The sequence below is a fragment of the Spirosoma endbachense genome (genome assembly GCF_010233585.1).
GTDB lineage: Bacteria > Bacteroidota > Bacteroidia > Cytophagales > Spirosomataceae > Spirosoma > Spirosoma endbachense.
Genome location: NZ_CP045997.1, coordinates 10,070,166 through 10,093,613, shown reverse-complemented (window position 1 = coordinate 10,093,613; position 23,448 = coordinate 10,070,166). Strand labels below are relative to the sequence as shown.

The 23,448-nt window shown below is 47.5% G+C and carries 19 protein-coding genes; 8 read left to right on the top strand and 11 right to left on the bottom strand.

Going from position 1 to position 23,448, the window contains the following annotated elements:
• Positions 1 to 82: 82 nt before the first annotated feature.
• From GJR95_RS40670 to GJR95_RS40655, 4 genes are read right to left on the bottom strand one after another with little or no spacing between them, the layout of a single operon-like run.
• The gene (locus GJR95_RS40670) at positions 83 to 964 is read right to left on the bottom strand and encodes a transglutaminase family protein (protein ID WP_162391331.1); all 882 of its coding nucleotides are present in this window, start codon (positions 962 to 964) and stop codon (positions 83 to 85) included.
• Between the two features lie 31 nt (positions 965 to 995).
• Complete coding sequence (locus GJR95_RS40665) at positions 996 to 1,898, bottom strand: SAM-dependent methyltransferase (protein WP_162391330.1); 903 nt, start codon at positions 1,896 to 1,898, stop codon at positions 996 to 998.
• A gap of 16 nt (positions 1,899 to 1,914) precedes the next feature.
• Positions 1,915 to 3,081, bottom strand: coding sequence for a fatty acid desaturase family protein (locus GJR95_RS40660; protein ID WP_162391329.1), 1,167 nt, complete (start codon positions 3,079 to 3,081; stop codon positions 1,915 to 1,917).
• 8 nt (positions 3,082 to 3,089) lie between these two features.
• Positions 3,090 to 3,422: a winged helix-turn-helix transcriptional regulator gene (locus GJR95_RS40655; RefSeq protein ID WP_162391328.1), complete on the bottom strand. Its 333-nt coding sequence runs from the start codon at positions 3,420 to 3,422 to the stop codon at positions 3,090 to 3,092.
• Between the two features lie 824 nt (positions 3,423 to 4,246).
• Between GJR95_RS40655 and GJR95_RS40650 the strand changes: the two genes are divergently transcribed.
• Both GJR95_RS40650 and GJR95_RS40645 read left to right on the top strand, forming a co-directional pair.
• Complete coding sequence (locus GJR95_RS40650) at positions 4,247 to 4,813, top strand: NADPH-dependent FMN reductase (RefSeq protein WP_162391327.1); 567 nt, start codon at positions 4,247 to 4,249, stop codon at positions 4,811 to 4,813.
• A 124-nt stretch (positions 4,814 to 4,937) separates the two neighbouring features.
• Positions 4,938 to 5,585 carry an NADPH-dependent F420 reductase gene (locus GJR95_RS40645; RefSeq protein ID WP_162391326.1) on the top strand — a complete coding sequence of 216 codons (648 nt, stop codon included), beginning with the start codon at positions 4,938 to 4,940 and terminating at the stop codon, positions 5,583 to 5,585.
• Between the two features lie 227 nt (positions 5,586 to 5,812).
• Here GJR95_RS40645 and GJR95_RS40640 read toward each other — a convergent pair whose 3' ends face one another.
• From GJR95_RS40640 to GJR95_RS40625, 4 genes are all read right to left on the bottom strand, one after another.
• Entirely contained in the window at positions 5,813 to 6,637 is an 825-nt protein-coding gene (locus GJR95_RS40640; protein WP_162391325.1) for a mechanosensitive ion channel family protein, read from the bottom strand.
• Between the two features lie 101 nt (positions 6,638 to 6,738).
• On the bottom strand, positions 6,739 to 7,689 hold the full coding sequence (gene corA, locus GJR95_RS40635) for a magnesium/cobalt transporter CorA (protein ID WP_162391324.1): 951 nt from the start codon (positions 7,687 to 7,689) through the stop codon (positions 6,739 to 6,741).
• 108 nt (positions 7,690 to 7,797) lie between these two features.
• Positions 7,798 to 9,090 carry an amidohydrolase family protein gene (locus tag GJR95_RS40630; RefSeq protein ID WP_162391323.1) on the bottom strand — a complete coding sequence of 431 codons (1,293 nt, stop codon included), beginning with the start codon at positions 9,088 to 9,090 and terminating at the stop codon, positions 7,798 to 7,800.
• A 28-nt stretch (positions 9,091 to 9,118) separates the two neighbouring features.
• Positions 9,119 to 12,181 (bottom strand): amidohydrolase family protein, encoded by a 3,063-nt coding sequence (locus GJR95_RS40625; protein WP_162391322.1) that lies wholly within the window; start codon positions 12,179 to 12,181, stop codon positions 9,119 to 9,121.
• A gap of 170 nt (positions 12,182 to 12,351) precedes the next feature.
• Between GJR95_RS40625 and GJR95_RS40620 the strand changes: the two genes are divergently transcribed.
• From GJR95_RS40620 to GJR95_RS40605, 4 genes are all read left to right on the top strand, one after another.
• Positions 12,352 to 13,095, top strand: coding sequence for a hypothetical protein (locus GJR95_RS40620; protein ID WP_162391321.1), 744 nt, complete (start codon positions 12,352 to 12,354; stop codon positions 13,093 to 13,095).
• A gap of 11 nt (positions 13,096 to 13,106) precedes the next feature.
• Positions 13,107 to 14,516, top strand: a complete 1,410-nt coding sequence (locus GJR95_RS40615; protein WP_232541018.1) for a BamA/TamA family outer membrane protein — start codon at positions 13,107 to 13,109, stop codon at positions 14,514 to 14,516.
• A 224-nt stretch (positions 14,517 to 14,740) separates the two neighbouring features.
• Positions 14,741 to 16,966, top strand: a complete 2,226-nt coding sequence (locus tag GJR95_RS40610) for a carbohydrate binding family 9 domain-containing protein (protein ID WP_162391320.1) — start codon at positions 14,741 to 14,743, stop codon at positions 16,964 to 16,966.
• A gap of 96 nt (positions 16,967 to 17,062) precedes the next feature.
• A complete protein-coding gene (locus GJR95_RS40605) occupies positions 17,063 to 17,251 on the top strand; it encodes a hypothetical protein (RefSeq protein WP_162391319.1) in 189 nt (62 codons plus the stop codon).
• A gap of 73 nt (positions 17,252 to 17,324) precedes the next feature.
• Here GJR95_RS40605 and dapA read toward each other — a convergent pair whose 3' ends face one another.
• The 3 genes from dapA to ligA all read right to left on the bottom strand — a co-directional run bounded on the left by dapA (position 17,325) and on the right by ligA (position 21,003).
• Positions 17,325 to 18,221 (bottom strand): 4-hydroxy-tetrahydrodipicolinate synthase, encoded by an 897-nt coding sequence (gene dapA / locus GJR95_RS40600; RefSeq protein ID WP_162391318.1) that lies wholly within the window; start codon positions 18,219 to 18,221, stop codon positions 17,325 to 17,327.
• A 77-nt stretch (positions 18,222 to 18,298) separates the two neighbouring features.
• Complete coding sequence (locus GJR95_RS40595) at positions 18,299 to 18,829, bottom strand: DUF3782 domain-containing protein (protein ID WP_162391317.1); 531 nt, start codon at positions 18,827 to 18,829, stop codon at positions 18,299 to 18,301.
• A 107-nt stretch (positions 18,830 to 18,936) separates the two neighbouring features.
• On the bottom strand, positions 18,937 to 21,003 hold the full coding sequence (gene ligA / locus GJR95_RS40590; RefSeq protein ID WP_162391316.1) for an NAD-dependent DNA ligase LigA: 2,067 nt from the start codon (positions 21,001 to 21,003) through the stop codon (positions 18,937 to 18,939).
• A 303-nt stretch (positions 21,004 to 21,306) separates the two neighbouring features.
• On the opposite strand from ligA, the gene rpe reads away from it, so the two are divergent.
• Together rpe and GJR95_RS40580 are read left to right on the top strand one after the other, a co-directional pair.
• On the top strand, positions 21,307 to 21,978 hold the full coding sequence (rpe, locus tag GJR95_RS40585; protein WP_162391315.1) for a ribulose-phosphate 3-epimerase: 672 nt from the start codon (positions 21,307 to 21,309) through the stop codon (positions 21,976 to 21,978).
• Positions 21,979 to 22,030: 52 nt separating this feature from the next.
• Complete coding sequence (locus tag GJR95_RS40580) at positions 22,031 to 23,437, top strand: alpha-amylase family glycosyl hydrolase (RefSeq protein ID WP_162391314.1); 1,407 nt, start codon at positions 22,031 to 22,033, stop codon at positions 23,435 to 23,437.
• Positions 23,438 to 23,448: the final 11 nt, after the last annotated feature.

Here is a 23,448-nt window from a genome sequence, read left to right as displayed (position 1 = left end):
ATCGTTTTACTACGAATAAATACTTGTTCGGTTAACCAGACGTAGCCTAGTAAAGGTAGTTGTAACTATTGCTAATAACTAATTAATTAAGACGAACCAGCGTATTGGTATACGTAAGTGTTGTTTCACTCAGACCGGTTGTGCCCGTTAGGGGTGCCGCACTAGCCGGGTTAGAGGTACAGGCCAGTGGAATATGCCCTTCTGTGGCCAGCATGCCCGATGTTGCATCAAGGCCAATCCAGCCAGCACCAGGAATATACACTTCGGCCCAGGCGTGTAAGGCAAGCGAGTTTTCCTCCCGTTCCGAAGCATCAGCAGAGGTCTTTTCATCCGGAAATACCTGGGCCAGATAGCCAGAAACAAAGCGAGCGGCTAAACCAAATTGACGCAGGATCTGCACAAGCAGCCATGCCGAATCGCGACAGGATCCGATTGCCGTTACCAATGTTTCTTCGGGTGTTTGTACACCAGGCTGCAAGCGGATATTATAGGCAACTTTCTCATTAACCTTTTTATTGAGGTTAATGAGAAAGTCAATAGTACCTTGTTTGGTTTGATCGACCTGCTCCGCTATCCATTGTTTTAGATAAGTCTCTTCCTCCGCAATTTCCAGGTAGGGGGCGAGGTCTTTCTGGAGTTGGTCATCGTACCGAAATGGAAAAGATTCCGCATACGTATCCAGAAAGAAATCGAATGGATTAACAGGTACTAGTTCTGCCACGATGTCGACTTTCATCGACATCGTCTGCATCGCTTCTGCAAAATCGATACGGGCTATAAAATTACCGAATGGGTCCTGTTGCCAGTGTATAAGATGATTGGCCGGTTCAATGGTCAGCGAATACGATTCTATCAACGCAGTACAGTGAGCGGCTGGCTTGAGCCGAATCAAATGAGGAGACAGAAAAACCATCCGATCGTATTCGTAATGCGTTTGATGAAGAATAGCGATGCGGATAGACATAGGCAGCAATGAAGATGATTTACGTTTAAGATTACACTTTTTCGAACACTAATCGGTAGTGTTCCATTGTTTCCTGCTGGAAACACACCCGGTTTGGACTAACCCTAAATACGGCGATCAAGTCCTGGAATGCTTTATTTGTCAATAGCTTTGGCAGCAGCGACGCGTAGAGAAAATACTTTTTAAGGTTGAACGCCCGGAATCGCTTACGCCACTCCCCGATGGTTTCGATGTAGTCGAGCCGCCCGGAGCTTTGGGAGATAAGTTTGAAATGGGGCTGTGCATTTCGTATTACCTGCTCCGGCCCATAGGGCAGCCAGGAACCCGGAAACTGCGCAATCATCAGGGCCAGCGCATAGGATGGTGAATCTTTGGGTGCATCCACACTGATTTCCTCAAATGGAATCATGTTTTTGCCAAACACCATTGTCTGCATGTAGAACCGGCCACCCACCGGCAACAAATCGTTAAGCATGGCAAAAAAATCGGAGTAGACCTGATCCTGCTGCCCTGCCTGGTATTGTTCAACCGAACAGAAATGCTCCATACCCCCAATGCAGCTAACGCCATCGAAGGTGCCGTAATCGGCTGGAGTAATGTGTCGGCAATCCTTGATATCTACTTCAAGACCGTTGGCCCGGCACGCTTCTGCCTGCCCCCGCGAGAGGGTTACACCACGTCCAATAGCACCACGCCCTTTAATGTAGGTTAGGAATGGCCCCCAACCACAACCCATATCAAGTACTCGTGAGCCCTTACCCACTCGTAGGCTGTCGGCAATGAATTTGTGTTTCTGTTCCTGCGCCTGTTCAAGAGTTAACGAAAAATCGCCGTTATACATAGCACCGCTGTAGTCGCCGGTTTGCCCCATGCTAAGGCGAAAAATTTTATCAATGGTAGTGTACGTGAAATCGAGGTCCTGTTGTGATGCCATTGCCTAAAAGAGGAATTTATAAACTACCAGTTGAAGTGAACCCATGCACGACCGAACCAGTCTCTACAGCCGTGATGCTTACTTTTTGGGCAGAATCGACCTGCACGGGTCGGCCCAGTCTCTCTAAAAGTCGAAAGTGCGAATAAAGCGCTGAGCCAAAGCTTCTGTTCTCCAGATAAGGCAGGTCAAACTCATGGGCTGTCTGTCTGACAATGTTGGTAATGGCTGGATAATGAATATGGCAGACTTTAGGAAACAGATGATGCTCGATCTGACGATTCAAGCCTCCGCAAAGAAAGGCCGCCATGGCACTCTGGGGAGCAAAATTCGCCGTTGTTTGCATCTGATGAATAGCCCAGGCATTTTGTATATCGCCCTGTTCGTCTGGAAGCGGAAAAGCGGTTCCTTCAACAGCATGTGCCAATTGAAAAACAAGGCCCAGTACCAACCCCTCTGCCAGATGCATCAACACAAACCCAATGATCAGTTGCCACCAGGTAATATCAAGCACCAGAAAGGGCAGGATAAGAAAAAAGATATAATAGAGCCCTTTGGAAACGAATAGCTTGACACACTCCTTCCGTGGATGCGATGAGGTATCATAATGGCCGATCTGGCTCTTGAAAAACTTTACGTAGTCTTTACGAAAAACCCAGGATAGCGAAGCCAGTGAATAGAGCGGAAACGTATACCACTGCTGGAAGCGATGCCAGGGCTGAAGCTTGTCGCCAGAGTCGAGCCGGACCAGACCAGGAGCTAACTCAATATCTTCGTCATGGCCTGGTATATTGGTATAGGTATGGTGAACAATGTTGTGCGATATTTTCCACACATACGGGTTCGCACCAAGCAGATAGAAACTGCTCCCTAATAGTCGATTCACCCAACTGTGTGCCGAAAACGCGCCATGAAGCGCATCATGCGATACGTTGAAGCCAATAAAAGCCGCAAACATACCCAGCACAACAGCCAGCCCCAGCATTGCCCAGAGGCCAAATTGATTTGACATGATCAGGCCATACAATGACGCATAGCCTACCAGAAAAAATAGTGCTTTCGCCCACATAGCACCATTGGCATGGGGAGAAATAGCCTGCTCACTAAAATAAGTGTCGACCCGTTTTCGGACCGTAACAAAGAACTGTGAGCGGTTTGTATTTTTAAATTTCACTTGAGTTAACACCTATAAAATCAGTTAAAGATTTGGCCGATTTCCTGAATTTTCCTTAGAATCGGTAGGGCCAATTGGCCTTTTCTCGTTAAAGAGTATTCCACGCGTGGTGGAATTTCGGCATACGCCGTTCGCTTCATAACCCCTAACGCCACAAGAGATTTTAGCTCACTGGCCAGTACTTTCTCGCTTACACCGGGCAGCATCTCACTGAGTTGACGATACCGAAGCGTTTGATCACCCAAGAGCAGAATAATGTAGAGCCTCCATTTCCCGGAAATCACTCCTAATGCTTTAGTAATCAACAGAAATTCTGGATCAGAAGACAACTCGCTTCGGTTACTTTTACTCATGATAGGTAGTAATAAACTGCACCGAACCAGCGAGATCAACTAAATTAAGACAGTCCTAAAGCCGGGAAATCTGCTCACGCATGAGACTCCCTGTGTCGATAGCTCAAAAAGGCTAATTGACAATCCTGCTTATGGCGTTAAAATCAGAAAAACCTTAAACGTGCTCGATAGAATTAGCGAATTAAAAAAGTGACGTAATACTCAATTGGAAGAGAGAAAGACGGGTTATCCACAGATTCACGAAAAACCCAACCTGATAAATTTGTGTATCTGCAGCTTATGCATCGTTGTGGTGACCAAAGCTGACACAAATGAAGTACTAACTGAGGAAAGCGATTAGAAGGTGAGTGCCACTATATAATTGGTAACTATCTTACGTTGCAGTAAGCTTCTTACCCACAATGAAGCAAAGATAATCAGATAACCATAGTAATGGCTATATAGCCAGATAATTATTTTAATCTAACTCTCAGTTATATACGGTAATCTTTGCGATATAGATTACTTCTGCACCAGCAATTGCTCATACCGGTTGTCATCTTTACGGTCTGCTTTGTTTAGGGCTTTATGGAAATTTGTGAGATTTTTCATTCGTAAATTATCACTGAAGAATGAGAATTTCGGCTATCAACACATCCAGAAACTTAAATACGTCGATAGCGATTAGTCAGATAGGGATTGATGAGCGGAATCAGAACCCAGTGTAATTCCGGCAACTTTTGATAAGTAATGACAAAAGACAACCGGATAGATTGGATGAATGGGGCCCCTTCGACTCCTTCCGAATTTATTCCCAATTGACTTTTTATCGCATTTACACGCTCATGTTTACGCTTAAAATTATTATTGCCAGCACCCGCCCAGGTCGCAAAGGCCCCGCTATGGCTGCCTGGATTCAGGAATTAGCCAGTCAGCGGTCGGAGTTTACGGTTGAACTGCTTGATTTAGCCCAGATAAACCTCCCTTTTATGGATGAGCCCAATCATCCTCGTTTACAGCGATATGAACACCAGCATACGAAGAACTGGAGCACCACAATTAATGCTGCCGATGCCTTCATTTTCGTCACTCCCGAGTACAATCATGGGTTTCCGGCCCCACTAAAGAACGCACTGGATTACCTGGTTAAAGAGTGGGCTTATAAACCCGTGGCCTTTGTCAGCTACGGCGGTATAGCGGGTGGTACGCGGGCCGTACAACTGCTAAAACCCATACTCACCAGTCTGAAAATGACTCCTCTTATAGAAGCGGTCAATATTCCTTTCTTTGCTAAATACCTTGATGACCAGGATGGATTTCAGGCGGACGAAACGCTGACCAAAACGGCTGAAGATATGCTAAACGAGCTAGCCAGGTGGACGGCTACACTGAGAAATATGCGGCCGGCCTAGGCGGAACGTAGCATCCGTTTATTACCTATTCCTCATTTTACCTCTACGATCTCTGTATACTAAGTAAATTCAGTCTACTTTTGCTTTATATCAACTGTTCAACTTTAACACTAAAAATTGACGTATGAAAGTAGGCGTAATTGGTTCAGGAACTGTTGGGCAGTCTCTGGCAAAAGCATTTGTATCAGAAGGTCATGACGTAACTTTAGGTACCCGCAATCCAGAAAAAGAAGATATTCTGGCCCTTAAAAATGAAAACCCTTCACTGACCATTGACACGCCAACTCAGGCGGCTGCTTCCGGCGAATTGATCGTATTGGCCGTTCCGGGATTGGCTGCGCTGGAAAGCATCAAGCAGGCTGGTGTATCCAATTTCGAGGGCAAGATTTTAATCGACGTCACTAATCCTATCGCTGGCGAAGCACCCGTTAATGGTGTTCCTAAATTGTTTACTACCGCCGACGAATCATTACTGGAGAGCATTCAGAAATTGCTGCCATCCACCAAAGTAGTCAAGGCACTGAACAGTGTAGGAGCGTTCCTGATGTACAAACCTGCGCTTCAGGGTGGGAAAGGTACCATATTCATTGCCGGCAATGACGAGGACGCGAAAGCCACGGTTACTGAAATTCTGGAAAGTTTTGGCTGGGATGCCGAAAATGTTGGCAAAGCCGAAGCAGCCCGTGCGATCGAACCTTTGGGCCAGTTGTATGTAGCACGCGGAATGCTGAATAATGACTGGGCTGTAGCATTAAAGCTGGTCAGACTCTAACACTGGATTTCTCGCTTATCCATTTTAGAGAACTCCCAGGCAGAGGTGTAGGAAATTTATGTAAACCCGCTCCATGAACAGAATAAAGAAAGCCCGATACAAGATCTGTACCGGGCTTCTTTTTTTACCATAAGGATTTTCACCCTGATCTATGCCACGACTCTTTTCTACCTATTGGAAAGCATAGCGCATAGCACCTCTTCGGGCGAAAGTGTGTGTCAGGAAGGTTATTCTTCGTTTGTAATAAACATTTTTGGTTTGGGAGCCTCAATGCCATCTTTGGCAAATTGCCGGGCAATGCTTTCCAGCATATAATAATAGGTATCCCAGTAGGTCTCGCTATTTGTCCATACCCGCACATCATAGTCACGCGAGTTGGCATTAAGCTTGGCAATCAGGATATCGTGCGTCCGATCTTTAAGGGCATAGGGACAGCTATCCACAGCCTTCTGAATTGATGCTTTCGTCGCATCCAGATCATTCTGGCTACCAACGGTATACACCTGATCGACCCGAATTGTCCCTCTCGTGCTGATATTGGTAATGGATGCTGTCGATAACGGACCATTTGGCAGAATGATGGTTTTGTTATCCAGCGTGATAAGGATGGTATCAAAAATTCGGATAGCCTCCACATTGCCCGTAAAGCCCTGCGCCGAAATAAGATCACCTACGCGATAAGGTTTGAATGTCAGAATCAGGACACCCCCGGCAAAGTTGGCTAAACTACCCTGCAAAGCCAGCCCAACGGCTAACCCGGCTGCGCCAATAATGGCAACAAACGATGTTGTTTCAACCCCCAGTGTACTAGCTATACTCAATAACAGAAGTACACGCAGCACAGCATTGACCAATGACAGAAGGAACGGCTGAACATCGCGGTCAACATGTCGTTTCGCCATCACTGAAGATAACAATTTGGTTATCCAGCCAATCACCCAGAGGCCAATAATGAGTGTCAGAATTGCCAGCAGGATGCGGCCACCGTAGAGCGTAGCAAAAGTTAGCACCTGGTCGTAGATGCGTTGGGCATTAGTCTGCGCTTGTTCCATGAGCAATAAATGGGGATTAGTTTGAAACTCTGACGTGAATAAACGTAAAAGTAACTGGCCAAAAGGTTAGTTGTATATTACGTTTTCTCGTTCCCTGCTTATTAGAGCCAGTTTTTTCGCCGAAATATCCATACGGTCAGTGCCGACGAGAAAACCATCATTGCCAGCGCAAGGATGTAGCCGTATTTCCAGTGGATTTCGGGCATTTCATCGAAGTTCATACCCCATATACTAGCCAGCAATGTTGGTGGCAGAAATACCAGTGAGACGACCGTAAAGATTTTAACGACCCGGTTTTGCTCCAGGTCAATTAAACCAAGGTAGGTGTTTTGCAGAAACTCAAGTCGCTCAAAAATAAAGTTCGTATGATCGATCAGCGAATTGATGTCTTTAATGAGCGTTCGAAGTCGTTGCTGTTCAAGGTCATTGAACCAGCCGTCAGAACGGATCATGGACGAAATAACGCGCTGTTTATCAACCACATTTTCCCGAATAGACATCGTCAACTCCTGGTAATCGTTGATATTCAGCAGCATTTCCCGGTCAAGATTGGCATCCAGATCAAGCAGCCGGTTGATTGCTTTAATCTCGCCCGATACCAATTCGACCAGATCAGCATCATAATCGATCCGGGATTCAAAAATTGAGATCAGGATCTGGGCCCCATCGCTGAATACCGCCCGGCGCGACTTAATTCGTTTAACTGTATCGGCAAATGACTTCAGGTCGGCGTTACGATAGGTAAACAGTGTGTCATCTTTCAACAGAAAGCTCACGGGCACCGTCACATATCGCTGCTCTTTATCAGGAACTAAAAAATTGGAATTGGCGATCATAAAATCATCTTCCTCAATATACCGGGAGCTGCTTTCGATCTCCAGCTGCTCCTGCTGACTCAGAAAATCCACATCGAATTTTTCCTCTACACTCTTGATTTCGGCAGGCGTTGGGTTTTGCAAATCGACCCAAAGCGTCCGTTCGGTATTCGAAAAAGAATCAATGTCGCGGACTTTGCGAACGGACGTTTCGTCTAGCTGAAAGATACGAATCATGAAGTTGAGTGAAGCAGTTATCAGTTTATCGGCGCGCAAAGTTCAAAAAAAAACGGAGCGGTAAAAAGCCGCTCCGTTTTTTAGCTAAGTAAGATCACCTACGATTGGCTACTTCTGCTCGTATTTATCCTTATAGGTCTTATACAGCCGTTTGTGCCGATCGTCCAGATTCACCTTACGGCCCTGGATAAACACCTGTTCAACTACGTTTGTACGCATGTCGAGCGCATCTCCGGCCGATACAAATAAAGTGGCCTGTTTGCCTTTTTCGAGCGTTCCGGCAACGGCATCGATCCCCAGAATTTTAGCATTGTTCGAGGTAATCAACTTTAAGGCTTCTTCCTTATCGGTGATGCCAAAGCCAGAAGCCGTTCCTGCCAAAAACGCCAGATTGCGTGTTCGCCACCATCCATCAGCGTAGCTCAATCCGACCAGAACTCCTCCTTTATGCAGGATACCGGGCATACGATACGGCAAATCGACATCTTCGTCTTCGCGGTTTGGCAACCGGTGCAGTTCACTCAGAATGACCGGGATATTGTTGTCTTTCAGAAACGTGACAACCCGGTGTGCCTCTTCACCCCCAACAATCACGATCTTCGGAATACCGAGTGACTTGGCAAACATGACCGATTCGATAATGTCTTTGCCATAATCAGCCCGGATATACAGGTTCTGTTTACCCGAAAATAACCCACGCATCGATTCCAGCTTAAGGTTCATCGAAGCCGGGCCCGGCAAAGCAGCATAGGCTTTCGCATCGGCAAAAGTGGCCTGCAACGCACTCATGGCGGCAGTCCGTTTTTCGTTTTTCCGAATGGTTAGCGAGAAATCCTCCAGATTAAAATCGCGGGCGAAATAGCTTGGCCAGTTGAGCCAGATCCCATCGTCTTTTTTCAGAACCGCATCTTCCCAGTTCCAGCCATCGGCCATCATGATACTCGAACTCCCCGATACAGTTCCGCCCTGAGGCATGGCCTGAGTCAGCAAAACGCCGTTATTGCGAATGGTCGGGATAATTTCCGAGTCTGTATTGTAGGCAATCAGTGACCGAATATTCGGGTTCAGGTCGCCTATTTCCTGCTTATCGACGGTTGCCTTTACCGCACCGATTTCCTGCAAACCAACCGTTGATGCCGGAGAAATGAAGCCCGGATAAACGTGTTTTCCCGCAGCGCTGATCACTTCAGCACCAGCCGTGGGCGTACTACCATCGCCAATGGCGGTAATAATACCTTTGTCGAAAACAACCACGCCATTTTGAATCACCTGTCCGTTCCCGACGTGAATAGTAGCTCCGGTCAGGGCGATAGTCCGCTCCTGTGGCTTAGCCGGAGCGGGGTTCTGGGCATAGCCCGTAAGCACCCCCAGCGTTAGTAATGATGTTAGTATTTTTTTCATAATGTTTTTAAGCACGGTTAGGTCGTTGCTATTTCTGCGCTTGTGACTCTTCTTCACCTTCGGCCATTACGCCTTCAATGTCTTCGCAATGCCACATCCGCGACCGCCGGAATGTTGGCCGCTGCGTTGGTGTTCCGGTAGCTTTGGCCGCTAAAGTTTTCTGGATCAACCGGGCACGTTCGGCCTGCATAGCATCCCGTTTGGCGTCCTCATCTTTAAGGCTGAAATAAATAGCCCCTTCGATCATCGTAAACTCGGGCCGGGCATAAATAGACAGCGGATGTGCGTTCCAGAGCACCAGATCGGCATCTTTACCGACTTTAATACTACCCATCCGGTTATCAAGGTGGAGGAGTTTCGCCGGGTTTAGCGTCACCATTTTCCAGGCATCTTCTTCAGAAACGCCACCGTATTCAACTGTTTTGGCTGCTTCCTGATTCAATCGACGGGCCATTTCGGCATCATCTGAGTTGATTGATACCGTAACACCCTGACGGTGCATCAGAGCTGCATTATACGGAATAGCGTCGTGAACTTCCATTTTGTAAGCCCACCAGTCAGCAAAAGAAGAACCACCCACACCATGTTTCGCCATTTTGTCGGCCAGTTTGTACCCTTCCAGAATGTGCGTAAACGTATTGACCTTGAAGCCCAGCGAGTCGGCCACTTTCAACAACATATTAATTTCCGACTGCACGTAAGAGTGGCAGGTGATAAACCGCTTAGCCGACAGAATTTCGGCCAGCGCATCCAGTTCGATGTCCCGGTGGGGTGGTATCGTGGCTGCTTTTTCTTTAGCGCCCAGTTTATTGTAGGCTGCCCATCCTTTGGCATATTCTTTCGCCCGCGTGAAATGATCCATATAGACCTGCTCCACCCCCATCCGCGATTGCGGGAAACGGACGCCCGAACTTGGGTTATTGGATTGTTTAACGTTTTCACCCAGGGCAAATTTGATGAAGCCATCGGCACCTTTTATCAGCATACTTTCCGGCGACTCACCCCACTTTAACTTGACAATTGCCGACTGACCACCAATGGAGTTAGCGGACCCGTGCAGTAATTGGGACGTCGTAACACCACCGGCCAGCTGCCGATAAATGTTTACATCGTCCGGATTGATAACATCGGCCATGCGCACTTCGGCCGAACTCGACTGCCCGCCCTCATTGATTGTTAATAGGGCAATGTGTGAATGTTCGTCAATAATGCCGTTGGTCAGGTGTTTGCCGGTTCCGTCGAACACTTTTATGTCGGCAGGAACGGGCAGGTTTTTACCAACTTTAGAAATTTTACCATCCGTTACAAAAACATCGGCATTGGTCAGCACACCATCTTTTTCGTTGGTCCAGACCGTTGCATTACGAATCATGACCGTCTCCGACTTGGGTTTCTGCAAATTACCCATACCCACAAACGGATAAATCACCGCTGTCGACGACGTGGCCGATGTGGACCGTGCGGCCGTTACTGCACTTGCCGATTGTGGCGTATCGGTCCCTTTCGTTGCCGACCAGGTTATCCGTTTACCGTCGGGAGTTTCGCCATCACCTTTAAGCGTAGTCGGCGACGTGCGATAACCTGTCAGACGGGTTGTGCCTGAGCCGGGACGCCGATCCAACTGGGTCTGAATCGAAATAATATCGCCACTAATGGCTACTTTGGGGGTAATTTTTGTTGTATCGACCTGAATCTGATACTCTGGCTTATCGGCCGATTTCCCGGTAATAGTCAGCTTGATATTGCTTCGCTCACCGACGGTCAGTTGCCAGTTTCCGCGCAAATCAGCTGCATCTTTCTGATTAATGATGTATTGTTTCCCACTGATCCAGTTTTCATAGATTACATTATCGGCACTAAACAGGTTACCCGATGTAATAATGAAATTGGCAACCTTACTCTTCTGCAAGCTACCGACCTGATCTTCGGCTTTCATCAGTCGGGCCGGAGCGGTTGTCAGGGCTTCCAGCGCCTTTTGCTCCGATAATCCATTTTCGATGGCCTTACGCAGATTCGCCCAAAATTCGGTTTTGTTTCGCAGTCCGGCCGTTGTCAGCGCAAACGGGATGTTGGCACCAGCGAGACGTCCGGCATTCATTGGGGCCATTTCCCAGTGTTTAAGCTCCGAAAAAGCCACATTGTCCGCATCCCAAGTGTCCTCAACATCGTACGGTTGTGGAAAATTAACCGGTACGATCAGCGAAGCTCCCGTTGCTTTAATTTCATCAAGGCGCTGGTATTCGTCACCCGATCCTTTTATAATATATTGAACACCAAACTCATCCCCAACTTTATCGGCCCGAAGGATGCCTAGTTTGTCGCCAGCATCAAAAATGGCGGGTAACGACTGGTTACGGTTTAGGGCATCGAGCGACAGATTGGACTGTTCTTTACTACCACCGCGTTTATACCAGTCGGCATCATACATCGCCTGCCGCAGCAGTGCTACGACGCCCATCATAGAGTTCGGATAATTCTGCCGTGATGTTCCTTTGCTAAATGAATAATGCGCCGTTGCGTTAGACTTCAGTACGAGTGTATTTTCACGCTCATCGGCCAGTGTCACTAAAGCGCCAGTACCCCGGACAATACCATCATGAGGGTGCGTCAGTACGGCACCGAAGCCCAGTTTCCGGAGTTCATCCGCCTTGGCGGGTGTTGCTTTAAATAATAAACTGGCATTGTTCTCGGGCTGAACTGCCTGGTTCCAGTAATAGGCTCCTTTTTTGTTCGATTCTAATTGAGGAACACCTCCCCGACCAGCCGGACCCGTGGCAGGCGGCAATTCTGGCATTCCATAGTCGGAATCAATCTCAATAAGAGCCGGGTAAATACGCTTGCCTTTCAAATCGGCAACAACCGTTCCGGCAGGTAAGCTAACGTTACTACCAACCGCTTCAACGCGACCATCGCGAATCAGAAGCGTAGCATTTTGCAGTGTCGTTTGTGGATCAACAACGATGGTGGCATTGGTGAACGCATACAGTCCTGGCCGTTCATCGTAGACACCGTTGCGGGGGAAGGTCGTCTGAGCCACAGCAGAATAGGCCAGACCAGCCGCAAGAAGTGCCGTCAGGAAATGTCTTCTCATGAAAGTGATTGATTGGTTGATGATTGGGGTTAACTGCCAAAAATACAGAATTAAACGTGCCTTCGAACAGATTATCCAAAGAAGATTTCGTCAATCCCGTAAAACTTAGATAGCTTATAGTTAAAATAAAAATTGTTATTTTGAGGGCGAAATCATCCCTATTCAGAACTATGCGCTTTTTTGTTTTACTCTCTTTTCTTTGTGCTACAACTACCTCATTCGCCCAGGAGCAGGAGCAGTTCATGACTCAAACCACCCGCGATCGAATCAATTATACGACCGTTACCATTCCAATCACAAACTCCCTGTTCACGATCAAAGGCCCAGCCGGTAAATTACTGGGTGACCCTTACCTCGATACCACCTGGCAGGCAGGTAATGTAAAATTTTATAATCGGCTGGGCGTATCCTTGACGAATGACTCGTTAGCCGGTGTTCCTGTACGGCTCGATCTAAGCACCAATGAGGTAGAGGTACGAGCTGGGGCAAAAGACATTCGGGCCGTCAAAGCCACGGCTGTTCGCTACATTGTTATGAATACGGCAACGGGCACCCCCAGCCGATTCATCAATGTCATGGAGTATAAGGGAGATGCCGAAAGTCTGACGGGTTTTTTCGAGCAGATCACGGCCGGGAAACTACAGCTTCTCCAGCATCCATCTGTTTACGTCCGGCGAGCCAATTATAATGTGGCCATGAATACAGGCACCAAGGATGATGAGCTGGTAAAAAAAATGGACTGGTATATTGCCCAGAATACGAAAGCGACCAAATTCTCTCCCGGCAAAAAAGCGCTTCTTGACGTAATGGCGGATAAAAAAGATCAGGTAGAAGCCTTTCTAAAAAAAGAGAAACCTGATCTGAAAACCCGATCAGGGATGGCGGCCTTAGTAACCTATTATAACAGCCTCTAGCTCACTAACCGTTGCAGCAGCGTCTTAATTTGACGGATGAGCGATTCGCCAAACTACCTGGTGATGCCTTGCAACATTCCGGCAATTTTTCGCGTTTGGATGAACAGGAAGTCGACTCAACGACTCCAAGTTGCTATAAGTCAGTGTCTTTCTTCGCTAATTATCTTGTTCGGCATAGCCTTATTATCCCAGGCTTAGTACTAAGCCTGCTGATCATCGGCGTATCGGGAGCTAATTGTTATGCCTCCCAGGGACGCTTATCGGATACGACAGGCATAGCCGAAATTATGCCATCGAGCAGACCGGCAACTCATCTTCAAGACATTGCCGATGTTTTCAAACATTGGTTCCCGCGTTTACCGATCACTCCCCATGACTCGTCATCGTTGCAGGAGGGGAAGCATTTTGTGCTGATCATTCCACAAATTGGCTATACCCTTCAGACGAGAGGGCTGGTGGCGGTGGTGGTTAACGCAGCTTTCCGAAAGCCCCGTGCCAATATGTCATCCATGACGGTCAATCTATCCTATACGCAAAACAATCAGGTAATTCTGATGGCCAACTCAGCGATATGGAGTGCCGATAATCGTTTCCTGTGGACCAATGACTGGCGATTGATGCACTACCCTCAGGCGACATACGGATTAGGTATGTTCACCTCGACGGATCGGGTAATTAATATGGATTACGCCTACAATAGACTCTATCAGAGTCTATTACGGCGACTTGCCGAAAATTTTTATGCCGGAGTTGGCTACAATCTGGACCTCCACTGGAATATCGACAGCTATAATAGCCGCCGGGAAGTTACGCGCATTTCGCGGTATCCGTTTGGCGTTGTCGGCCGGTCTATATCGTCAGGGCCAACCCTGCATCTCCTATACGACAACCGGCACAACGCCATTAACCCGAGTGGTGGCTTGTATGTCAACGCTGTTTTTCGGGCTAACATGAGTGCATTGGGCAGCGATGAAACCTATCAATCATTATTAGTAGAAGCCCGTAAATACGTTCATCTGCCATCGAGGTCAGATAATATTCTAGCCTTCTGGTCCTATAATGCGCTGACGCTGGATGGTGATCCTCCTTTTCTGGATTTGCCCAGCACGGGTTGGGATAACAGTGGCAATGTTGGCCGGGGATTTATTCAGGGCCGCTTTCGGGGCAAGAAACTGCTTTATGCCGAAAGCGAGTACCGGTTTCACATAACGAACGACCGGCTGCTGGGTGGTGTCGTCTTTGCCAATGCGCAAACCGTAACGGAACAGACCAGCGGACAGTTCGAAAAAATTGTACCGGCTGTAGGTGCTGGTTTACGCCTGAAAATGAACAAGGTGTCCCGGACAAATCTCTCCGTCGACTATGGCTTCGGCTTCGATGGCTCCAGCGGGTTATTTTTCAACTTAGGAGAGGTCTTCTAAGAACTGATTTACGGAGAGACGGAATTTGGTGCGCGTAAATCAATGCGTTGGTGTAAATGCCCAGAAACTCATACCTGACATGGGGACTCATCAATTTCTAAGTACTTCCCTGATCATAAATTCGGAAAAATGACTCCCGTATAGTTACAATTTGACTTTTAGGAGGATAAATTGCGACTTTGTTTACTTCCATCCTTAGGCCCCTCCATAACTTAGTCGTCCTGGTGAATCCTCTACTCCCTTTATTGATCGTTTTTTTTCTGATTGGTCATTCTTCGCTCTATGCCCAGAAGAAAAACGAATCCTACCAACTGCACATCAGCCGGGCTACGTCTTCTATTGTCGTCGATGGAGTGGTTGATGAACCGGCCTGGCAGGCAGCTGAAGTAGCCACCGATTTCTGGATGGTCCTCCCGATGGATACGAGCCGTTGTAAAGTTCGCACGGATGTTCGGATGACTTATGATGCCCAAAATGTTTATCTGAGCGCTGTTTGCTACCACGGTAACATCGAAGGCCCTTACATTGTCGAATCGCTCCGGCGCGACTGGGCCTTTGCCAAAAATGACAATTTCATCTTTTTCATGGATACCTTCGATGATCAGACCAATGGCTTTACATTCGGGACTAACGCAGCCGGAGCCCAGTGGGATGGTTTATTGTATGAAGGCGGTAAAGCGAACCTGAGTTGGGATAACAAATGGACATCAGTCGTACGAAACTACGCCGACCGCTACGTACTCGAACTGGCGATTCCGTTTAAAACGATTCGGTATAAACGGGGAATTTCGCGCTGGGGAATCAACTTCAGTCGACAGGATTTGAAAACAACCGAAAAATCATCCTGGACGCCCATTCAGCGTCAGTTCCCGACGGCATCTCTGGCTTTAACCGGCGTTTTAGTATGGGATCAGCCACCACCACAGCCCGGCCCCAATATTTCAATCATTCCGTATGCCTTAACCGGATTGACACGAAACTATGAGGAAAATACACCGACGCATAGCCGCTTTGATGCGGGTCTCGATGCGAAAGTGGCCGTTACCTCATCGCTGAATCTGGATCTGACCGTTAACCCTGATTTTTCGCAGGTCGATGTTGATCAACAGGTTACGAACCTCGACCGGTACGAACTATTTTTCCCCGAAAAGCGGCAATTCTTTCTGGAAAATGGCGATCAGTTTACCAACTTTGGCTATTCAACAATTCGCCCCTTTTTCAGTCGCCGAATCGGCCTTGGCGGGGTTCCCATCCGGTTTGGTGCCCGACTGAGTGGTAAACTCAATAAAGACTGGCGAATTGGCCTGATGGATATGCAGACGGGCCGGGTCGATGAAACGGGATTACCTGCTCAGAACTTTGCCGTAATTGCCCTCCAGCGACGTGTGTTTGCCCGTTCAAACATAGGGCTTATGTTCGTTAACAAAGAGTCGCTAGCCTATACGCCAATCACCGATAAGCCTACCTACACCCGCTTTAACCGCAATTTAGGACTGGAGTACAATCTGGCTTCTGCGAACAACTTCTGGTCTGGTAAAGCACTGTATGTCAAATCGTTCAGTCCAGAGACCAATGATTCTGAACAATCAGGTAACGATGCCGTTTATGCGGCCAATCTGCAATACAATACGCGCCGTTGGCTCATTGGTGGGCAAGTAGAATCTGTGGGCAAGAACTACACCGCCGAAGCAGGCTATGTGCCGCGTCGGGGTTATGAGCGATTAATGGGAACGATTGGCTACACATTCCTGCCAACGGGTAGTGGCGTACTTAGCCATGGTCCAACGCTAACATCGACTTACTTTTTTGATCCGGCCGGGCGACAAAGCGACAACGAAAATTATTTGAGTTATATCGTAACGTTCCGCAGCAAAAGTGTCTTTACGGGCTGGGTTGCAACCGATTATGTGCGTTTATTACAGCCCTTCGATCCGACAAATTCAGGCCAGCAAACCCTATCGACCGGAACCGAACATTACTGGACTGCCTGGGGAACCCAGTTTGTGTCGAAACCACAGAGCGTATTCACCTACGGGTTTTCGTCACGCTACGGTGGTTATTACGCCGATGGAACCCGCCTGAATCTGACTGCTGATATTGGCTATCGGTTTCAACCGTACGTTAGTCTCGCGGCAAGTGCGAATTACAACGACATTCGCCTGCCTCAGCCCTGGGGTCATACTACGTTCTGGCTTGTTGGACCCCGTTTCGACCTGACACTCACCAACAAGCTCTACTTGACCACGTTTGTACAATACAACGAACAGCAAAAAAACATGAACGTCAATGCACGCGTTCAATGGCGCTACAAGCCCGCATCCGATTTTTTCCTGGTCTACACCGACAATTATTTACCCAATTCGGCGCAGATCGGACAGGATGTACCGGGCTTTCTTTCGGTTAAGAATCGGGCTTTGGTTCTCAAATGGACCTATTGGTGGAACCTCTGATTTACAGGCTTTAAAACAAAGTGTTTAAATGTCGGTTATTTGAGCAATCACCTAAAACAGGGTGATTAGTTTACTACACAAAACCAATCAACGTTTATGAAAACTTTGCTGCGTTTTTTTCCGATTGCCCTGGTGGCTCTGTTCATGACCCTGTTTCTGACTAGTTGCGAAGCGATAGGCGATATTTTTAAAACGGGTGTCTGGACGGGTGTGATATTAGTCATTGCCGGTATTGGTCTCGTTATCTGGCTGGTCTCGAGGTTATTTGGCGGAGGTCGATCCTGATCGCTTCCGTCAACACACATAAAAGCCGTTCCCAGGTCTGGAAACGGCTTTTATGTTTTGATAACTTATCCGATTAGGCAACCAGTTCCAGCAACCGATCCCGTTGAAGTACGGCTTTCTGGCGTTCGCTCAAATCATCGGATGCTTTCATCAAGGGTAGCCGGACTTCGGCTGACATCAAACCCATAATCTCCAGAATATTCTTGACACCAACTGGGTTTCCCTCTTCGTAAAGCAGTGGATCGATTCGCAGAAAATGGCCAAGCTCTTTTTGGGCAAACGCAAAATCGCCCTGTAAAGCCGCGTCGATCATAGTCGTAAATTTGGCCGGAAATGCATTGGCAATAACCGACATGACGCCTACGCCACCAATGCTGATAATGGGAACGGCCTGCACATCATCGCCCGAAATAAGCAGGAAATCATCGGGTTTGTCGCGGGCGATTTCCATACATTGTTCAATGACACACGAGGCTTCTTTAACCCCGATAATGTTAGGATGCTGGGCCAGTTCGCAGATTGTTTCGGCACTCATATTGATGCCCGTCCGGAACGGAATATTATACAGGACAACCGGAACCGGACTAGCATCGGCAACGCGCGTAAAATGCTCAATAACACCGCGTTTTCCGGGCTTATTATAGTACGGGCAAACCGATAGAATCGCATCGACGCCCTCAAAATCAATATCTTTCATTCCCGACACAACATCGGCTGTCACGTTGCCACCTACGCCAAAAACGATCGGAAGATTTTTAGGATTATTTTCCTTGAGATACTGCAACAACTGTTTCTTTTCCTGTTTAGTCACCGTTGGCGATTCGCCGGTAGTGCCCTGCAGGACGATGTAACGGACACCCCCATCGGAAATGTGCCGGATGATGCGGCCGAAGCCGTCGAAATCGACTGAATAGTCAGCGTTGAAGGGTGTCACAATGGCGACGCCGACGCCGTGGAATTTAGTGTCCATTATCGGAAACAGAAGTTTATTACCACAAAGTTACGGGAAATTGTACGGCAGTCCCGCGATTATTCTCCTAAATTGAATCAGAAGTTCGTTGGAATGAAATAAGCGGGACTTTTGAGTTCAAATACTTCATCGTGGATAGACGCAACAAAAAGTCCAGCTTCCATGGCTTTATCTTTCACCTCTTTAGCTCCCTGTACGCAAGCTAAAACACCATATAATTTTTTACGAGCGTATTCGGGGTGAAACCGCCGAATACGATCCAGATTTTTAAGCAACTGCTCAATATCATGTTCTTTCAGATGACTTTTAACCTCCACTAAAACAACAGTATTGACAACTCCATTAGCGATACCCAACACATCAACCTCCAATGAATCAGAACCATATTCCGTTTTGTAATGGGTAGTAATGGTTGTTATTCCGAACTGTTTTCGCAGTACTTTTTCCATTGATGGAAACGCCATGCCTTCCGTAAAGGAGCCAAATTTGTTTCCCAAATCGCCAATCATTTTGGCATTCTGCCTCGTTATTCGATTCGTTTCTTTCTGATTTTCTGCCACTTCGCGTAGAATCTGGCGAATATCATCAAAATTAATTGTTGTTTCCATGGCTTATAGTTCGGTGGGTTTATTGGTTTCAGGGCTTTCAGTACGAGGTTCGATTCTCTGTAAAAGACCTGCATTTACAAAAGTAATAAATTCATTATCAATGGCATTTACACTGTCAGCATCGCCAGAAACTCATCTTCACTAATCATGGGTACGTTGAGTTTCTGTGCCTTTTCCACTTTCGACGGCCCGGCATTCTCGCCTACAATCAGGTAATTGAGTTTCTTGGAAATACCACTAAGCACTTTCCCGCCATTGGCGGCAATCCGGGATTCAAGGTCTTCCCGGCTGAAGTTGGCAAACGTGCCGGTATACAGAAACGTCTTCCCTAATAGCGTGTCGCCTTCACGCTCGACCTCTTTTTTCTCACCGGCCAACTGCAAACCTGCCGCCCGTAATCGAATAACAAAGTCCTGATTCCCAACGTTGGCAAACCACTCGACAACGCTCTCGGCAATCCGTGGACCCATATCCGGAACGGCCAGCAGAGCTTCCTGACTCGCGTTCATAATGGCATCCATCGAGCCGAAATAATCGGCAAGCCTTTCCGCTGTTGTATTACCCACATAGCGAATTCCCAATGCAAACAGCACATTCCTGAAAGGCTGCGCTTTTGAGCGTTCGATAGCTGTCAGAATATTCTCAACTGTCTTTTCCCGGAAACTAACGACCCGGCGCTTACCCGTTTCTTCATCCTCGAACACTTTTTCAATACCCAGTAAATCAGCAGAGGTCAGTGAGTACAGGTCAGCGGGTGTTTGCACCAGGCCACGATCGATAAGCAGTTCGATCTTTCCTTCGCCAAGACTCTCAATATTCATAGCCCGACGCTGGATAAAGTGCTCAAAGCGAGCCTGACGTTGTGGTGGACAACCCTGTTCATTAGGGCAATAAAAATTGGCTTCGCCCTCTTTCCGGATCAACGGTGTGTTGCAGGCCGGACAGGTAGTCGGATAAACAATAGCTTGACTCTGATCGGTACGCCGATTTAGGTCAACTCCTGTGATTTTTGGAATAATTTCGCCCCCCTTTTCTACAAAAACGGTATCGTTCAACATGACACCTAACCGCTCGATTTCGTTGGCGTTATGCAGAGATGCCCGCTTCACAATGGTTCCGGCCAGCAATACAGGAGTTAACAACGCAACTGGCGTAACGGCTCCTGTTCGGCCCACCTGATACCGGATGCCGTTGAGTACTGTACTGGCCGCTAAGGCTTTGTATTTGAAGGCAATAGCCCAGCGCGGACTTTTGGCCGTAAAGCCCAGTTCCTGCTGCTGATCATATCGGTTTACTTTAATAACGATTCCATCGGTGCCAAGTGGCAGATCGAACCGTTTGGTTTCCCATTCATTGATATAGAGCATAACTTCTTTAATATCAGCACACTTTCGCCAGGTCTGGGAAACATTGAAGCCCCAATTTTTCATGGCAATCAGGCTTTCCTCGTGCGTTTTGAATACATCGGAATCCGATAGAAAAGAATATAAATAGCAATCCAGTCGTCGTTTGGCCACGGCCGCCGAATCCTGCTGCTTAAACGTACCTGAAGCTGCATTTCGGGGGTTAGCCAGCAAAGGTTCTCCAATGTCTTCGCGCTCTTTATTGATTCGTTCAAACTCGGCCAGTGGCAAAAAACCTTCTCCCCGAACTTCAAATAAAGCAGGAGGCACTGGATGGTCAGTATCCCCCCCCCCTCTTGGCACGCGCAGGGGTACAGTTCGGATGGTTCGAATGTTATTGGTAATATCATCACCCCGAACCCCATCGCCCCGCGTTGCGCCCTGCACTAAAACTCCATTCTCATAGGTCATACTTAAGGCAACACCGTCAAATTTCAGTTCGCAGACATAGTCGTACTCCCGCCCATTCAGACCTTTCCGAACGCGATTATCGAATTCAACAAGATCTTCTTCCGAATAGGTGTTTCCCAGCGAAAGCATTGGAAACCGATGATAAACCGTCGAAAACTCCTTACTTATGGTTCCACCAACGCGGGCGGTTGGCGAATCGGGCCGACGGTATTCGGGGTACTGGGTTTCCAGAGTAGCTAATTCGGTCAGCAATTGATCGAACGTAAAATCGTCCACTTCAGAAACGCTATTCTGGTAGTATTGATGGGTATAATAGTTCAGACGGTCAGTTAATTCAGCGATACGCTCCTGGGGTGTCATACGATACGTTATAATTGACGATTAATCCAATTTGGCAACTAAGGTAATTTGGCAATAGATGTATCTGGGTTATCCGGATAATTTGTTCTTTGCGACTGTGCAAGCTTAATTAGCCATATTCAATAGGGTTACAACTACTCAACTTCTAAATTATCCTAATAAACGAACACCCAATATTGGGTTTGTTTCCTTGTTCAAGCAAAAAAACTTAGTTTTACAGGATAAAAAAGTAAGCCGTTTACGAAAACCGTTGAATAAGCCTTTCTTTTCAAACGATTGGTTTTCTATTGTTCCCGGACAACTATGAATCAGCCTTTCATTGCACCTTCGCTACTAGCCGCCGACTTTGCTAATTTGCAAAGGGACCTCGAACTAATAAATCGCAGCGAAGCCGATTATTTACATTTCGATGTAATGGACGGTGTGTTTGTTCCGAATATCTCGTTTGGCTTTCCAATTCTGGATGCTGTTCGCAGGCACTGCCAGAAGCCACTGGATGTGCATCTAATGATTACTCAACCCGATCGTTACATTGATGCTTTTGCGGAAGGGGGCGCTTCGGTGATTCATGTACATTACGAAGCCTGCACCCACCTCCACCGAACACTTACGCATATCCGGCAGATGGGGTGTCGGGCGGGAGTAGCGCTCAATCCACACACCCCCGTTGCTGGCCTCGAAGATGTATTGGAACAAATCGACGTTGTGCTGATCATGTCTGTCAACCCAGGTTTCGGGGGGCAATCGTTCATCCCCAATACCATCCGAAAAGTATCGAAACTAAAACAATTACTTGCCGCAAACCGCTCCTCTGCTCTGATTGAAATTGACGGTGGTGTGAGCCAGAAAAATGCGCTGGCTTTACTGGAAGCAGGTGCTGATATACTTGTAGCTGGCAGTTCGGTTTTTGGAGCTCCTGACCCGTTAGAGGCTATCAGGACATTAAAAGGTGGCCATCAACCCATCATAGCCTGATCAACGCAGGCTACCCGTAATACTAACCGACACGTACCGCACGATTGTACTTATGAAGAAATTATATATGGCCTTCTCACTCAGCATTCTGCTGCTGACAATGGCCTGTCGCGACACCAAAAAATCGCAAACTGAAGCTACAAATCCCACTGATTCCACAACTGCAGTCGCTCCACCTGCCCCCGACTGGGCCAGAAATGCTACTATCTACGAAGTCAATCCCCGCCAGTTTTCTGCCGCCGGTACGTTCAAGGCCATTGAATTACAACTTCCCCGCTTAAAAGAATTAGGTGTCGATATCGTCTGGATGATGCCGATATACCCAATCAGTCAAAAAAACAAAAAAGGGACCCTTGGCAGTCCATATGCCGTAGCAGACTATAAAGCCGTGAATTCAGAATACGGCTCACTGGCCGATTTTAAATCATTGGTAAAACGTGCCCATGCACTTGGTCTGCGGGTGATTTTAGACTGGGTGCCTAACCATACGGGCTGGGATCACGTCTGGGTGAAAGAACATCCGGACTGGTACACGCTCATAAAGGGAAAAATGACGACGCCCGTTGACCCAAAAACCGGAAAAGCAACCGACTGGACTGACGTCGTTGACCTGAATTACGATAATCCAGATATGCGCAAAGGGATGATCGATGCGATGCAATACTGGCTCAAGGAATGTGATATCGACGGATACCGCTGCGATGTGGCCGGTTTTGTACCCGATGATTTCTGGGCTCAGCTTCGCCCGGAACTGGATAAAATCAAGACTGTATTCATGCTGGCGGAATGGGAAGACGATCCGGAACAGTTTAAGAACTGCTTCAACATGAATTACGGCTGGGCTATGTTCTCGATGATGAAAAATATTGCCCAGGGGAAACTCCCGGCTAGCAGTCTTGATACGCTGCGGGCCAGTAACCAAAAGCGATTCCCGGCCTGGTATTATCAGATGATATTTACGCAGAATCACGACGAAAATACAAATAATGGCACACTGGCAGAATCATTTGGCCCGTCGACGGATGCCTTTATCGTGCTGAGCAGCACTCTGGAAGGAATGCCACTGGTTTATAATGGAATGGAATCCAATCTAAATAAACGGCTGGCTTTCTTCGAAAAAGACCCCATTTCGTGGGGTACTTATGCCAAGAGTGATTTCTTTAAAACGTTGCTGACCCTTAAACACCGGAATAGAGCTCTCTGGAACGGCACGTCTGGAGGTATGGCCGAGAAAATTGTGACCGATCATGATGAGACCATTTACGCCTTTTCTCGTCAGCATGAGAATGACCGGGTAACTGTTTTGATAAATCTGAGCGGTAAACCGCAAACATTCCGCCTGTCAGGACAAGGGTACGAAGGCGTCTATACCGAGGTATTCAGCCGTCAGCCAATGGAGTTGAAACAGGATATGTCCCTTACGCTCAAACCCTGGGATTATAAGGTTTTAACCAATTAAGTTTTCGTAAC